The organism is Flavobacterium sp. PL12 (assembly GCF_039123485.1).
Taxonomy (GTDB): Bacteria; Bacteroidota; Bacteroidia; order Flavobacteriales; family Flavobacteriaceae; genus Flavobacterium; species Flavobacterium weaverense.
In genome coordinates this window covers 1-2,287 of record NZ_JBANDI010000054.1, presented here as the reverse complement: position 1 = coordinate 2,287, position 2,287 = coordinate 1, and the positions used below count along the sequence as shown (strand labels likewise).

Sequence of the window (2,287 nt, the reverse complement as noted above, 5' to 3'; positions counted from 1 at the left end):
AAACTAGAAAAACACATTTGGTTGCGCGGTATTCCTGTGATGTGTTGCATTATTAAATATACAACTTTTCTTCCTTTTAATAAAATAATTTGACTATTTTTGAAAGAACAAAACGGAAGTTTTTTCACAGACTGACGTTACAGACAATGCAAAAAGAGATAGACGATAACCATCTCAATTTTCGCTACGAAACTGATGAGAAATGCAAATACGAAATTGAATATTATTGAAGAAAGAACAGTGCATATAATTCATTCTGCGAGATTGAGGTTTTCGAGGAATTAAAGTTTTAAATCATATCTTCGTTAAGAGAGAAAGCACTATGCTCCTACTGCCACCAACACGGCAATCGCAGAGACCTTACCTGCCTTTTAAAATAAATATTATATGAAAAAAAACTATATAAATTTTCTATTTGTTTTCCTTTGTGCAAATTTGACGTTTGGCCAATTCTATCCAAAGCCAGATGAGTATAAACATTTTTCTATTAAAAAGAATAACGATACAATTAACTATCATATTTATTCCAAAAAAAATTTAGACGAAGTGCATAATTTCATCCTTTTTATCCATGGTTCAGGTTCACAACCTCTGTTTACGATAAAACAAGACGACAAATCAACAAGTATAGCTAGTCAAATACCTTTTAATTTAGATGAAATTCCTAAAAAATATGCATTTGTAGTTGTTTCAAAAAAATGTATCCCTTTCTCCATTACAAATAAAGAATTTAAACCTCCAAAATGCTTTTTTGAAAACGAAGGTTTAAATTATAGAGTTTGGCAAAATGATGCCGTTATAAATGATATTGTTTCCAAACGAATTAAAAATGTCAAAAAGATTCTAACAATTGGCCATTCTGAAGGAAGTGATGTTGTAGCGAAACTCGGGACAATTAATAAAAAAATCACTCACATTGGATTTTGGTCAGGCGGCGGAAATACACAATTTTATGATTTTGCTTTATTCATTAGAAAGCAAGTAAGTGAAAACAAAATTGATGAGAAAACAGCAAAAGTCAAAATGGATTCTTTATTTAATGAAATTAAAAACATTCAAGCAAATGCTACTTCAATAACTAATATATGGCAAGAAAATACGTATCGAAGATGGAGTCAGTTTTCTGAGCCAGCAATCGACAACCTATTAAAAATTGACAAACCACTTTTTGTTGCATTAGGTGCAAAAGACGAATCTGTTCCAGTTGAATCAGGTCTATTAATTCCAATAGAGTTTTTAAATCATAGAAAAACAAACTTAACTTTTAAAATTTATCCTCAATATGACCATTCCTTTAATAAAGTTCCTACTAACGAAAACGAAAGTTGGGAGTCGCATTGGACAGACGTGTTTAAGGAATTTTTATCATGGGTAGAAGACAACAATACCCGATAATATCTGTTTAAAAATATCACGCGTTTAGCGCTAAATTGAATATTTATGATTCTTACAAAGTTTAGGAAATATCGAAATTTTCTGCTCGGAAATCTGTCCAATACTGGAGCTTCAATGTCCGAAACATCGATAGTATAAAAACCATTAGATGAAAAATACAAATCATTTCTGCTATTCGAAACATTGCTATAAAAAATCAAAACAGATGTCAATGATTAAATTAAACTTAAAAATCTTCTCTGTACTTACGTTCTTACTTTTAATGAGTTGTACTAAAAATGTATGGTTGTCAAATGGAGTTCTTAGACCTAAAAACCCCAAATTCACTATGTCGAAAAAGAAGTTTACTCCTACTCCGTTGTTAAACACAGAGTATTTATATACGTATTCCGGAAAATCAAAATATGAAAATTCTACTTTAAAATCTTTCATAGGTTTTTATCCAGATGGTAAGATGATTTTGTTTGCAATAGAAGATTCCAATGTTTCAAAAATAGATAGTATTAGCTCATGGAAAAATGCGTCAAGAATAGGATACTTTAAAACGGTCGATGATAATTTGGTGTATCAGTATTACGAGCAATATGGCGGCGGAGAATATATAAATCAAAAAGCGGTACTGAAGAAAGATACAATAATCAAATTTAAAACCTTTGGCATGTTGACAAAAAAGGAAGTTAGATATGATACCTTAGTTCTTTCAAAGTACAAACTACGTTAAGACATTTGCCATGGAACAAGTGATTTAATTGTTGTAAATAATATTTATAGTCATTATTTCCTGTTATCTAACTCTGTATATGATGCGACCCTTTGTTAAGACAACTTTTTCAAAAACTTAAGATAGTTTTTTTTTAGTTTTATTTTCCAGTTTCCTGGCTAAAATCGGAGA

At 30.3% G+C, this 2,287-nt stretch carries 2 protein-coding genes; both read left to right on the top strand.

The genetic code is table 11. The features are described from left to right. Positions 1–387 precede the first annotated feature (387 nt). A complete protein-coding gene (locus RCH19_RS14635) occupies positions 388–1,395 on the top strand; it encodes a dienelactone hydrolase family protein (RefSeq protein ID WP_343023852.1) in 1,008 nt (335 codons plus the stop codon). Between the two features lie 211 nt (positions 1,396–1,606). After that, positions 1,607–2,116, top strand: a complete 510-nt coding sequence (locus RCH19_RS14630; protein WP_343023851.1) for a hypothetical protein — start codon at positions 1,607–1,609, stop codon at positions 2,114–2,116. Positions 2,117–2,287: the final 171 nt, after the last annotated feature.